We start from the raw sequence: 1090 nt of genomic DNA on the forward strand, positions 1-1090 counted from the left end.
GCTTGAGCATCGCCACCGGCGTCTCGTCGGCATGCAGCACACGGCTTTCAAGCATTTCGCGCTTTAGCGCATCGACCAGCGGCTGCAGCTGCGCGCCGCACTGTCCGACCCAGCTGGCCAGTGTCGAGCGCGGGATGGCCAGCCCGGCGCGATTGAAGATGGCTTCCTGCCTGTACAGCGGCAGGTGGTCCAGGTACTTGCTCACCAATACCTGTGAGAGCAGCCCGGCCGTCGGGATGCCTTTGTCGATGATGTGCGGGGCAACGGGCGCCTGCACGAGCGTCTCGCACTTTGTGCAGACCCATTTGCCGCGAACGTGGCGCTCCACCGTGAACGCGCCAGGCTGGTAGTCGAGCTTCTCGGCCACATCCTCGCCGATGCGCTGGAGGGTGCAGCCACAGGCACAGGTGGTGCACTCGGGCTCGTGGCGGCTCTCCCGGCGCGGCAAGTGCGCAGGCAACGCCTGGCGCTTGGGTTGCTGCTTCTCGCGCCCAGCAGATGGGGTGCCTGCAAGTTTCTCCAGCTCGAGCTCCATCGCCCCGAGGTCGGCATCGATGGTCTCTTCCAACAGGCTCTTCTGCTCGGCGTTGAAGGCTTCAGACTTGGCGGCGAACTTCAGCCGCTTGAGCACGGCCATCTCGTGCGTGAGCTTGTCGATGGCGGCCTGTTTGAACGCGATCTCGTGGTCACGGCGTTCGAGCTCGAGCTTATCGGCTGCGGCTCCTCTTCTGAGCGAGAGGACCATCTCGCGCAGTTGCTGCGCGTCCAGGTGGTCAAGGTCGGCCGTGTCGATCACGGAAGGTGATGATGCTCCTGCGAGTCCCTCGTACGCATCAGCACAATCGGCAATTGCACTACAGCACGCAGATGACCCCGGCCTCGCCGATACGCTGCCATGGCAGCCCGAGCACCAGCGCATCGAACTGCGGATGCGTCAAGCTGAGGGTGGTGCCACTGTCCTTGGGCCAGATGAACTTGCCCTGGTGCAGGCGTCTTGCCGACAGCCATATTCCGATTCCGTCGTGCACCAGAACCTTCATGCGGTTGGCGCGTCGGTTGGCGAACAGGTATGCATGGTGCGGGCGCGCAG

General features: G+C 64.0%; 2 protein-coding genes. Both read right to left on the reverse strand.

What is annotated here, in order from left to right; translation table 11 throughout:
* Positions 1-793, reverse strand: a 793-nt coding sequence (tnpC, locus tag APY03_RS11845) for an IS66 family transposase (protein WP_232324240.1), incomplete at its 3' end; no start/stop codon positions are given.
* Between the two features lie 61 nt (positions 794-854).
* Positions 855-1090 (reverse strand): IS66 family insertion sequence element accessory protein TnpB (gene tnpB / locus APY03_RS11850; RefSeq protein WP_198161238.1); only part of this gene is annotated, 236 nt, incomplete at its 5' end.

Origin of the sequence: Variovorax sp. WDL1 (genome assembly GCF_001541225.1) — a bacterium.
GTDB lineage: Bacteria > Pseudomonadota > Gammaproteobacteria > Burkholderiales > Burkholderiaceae_C > Variovorax.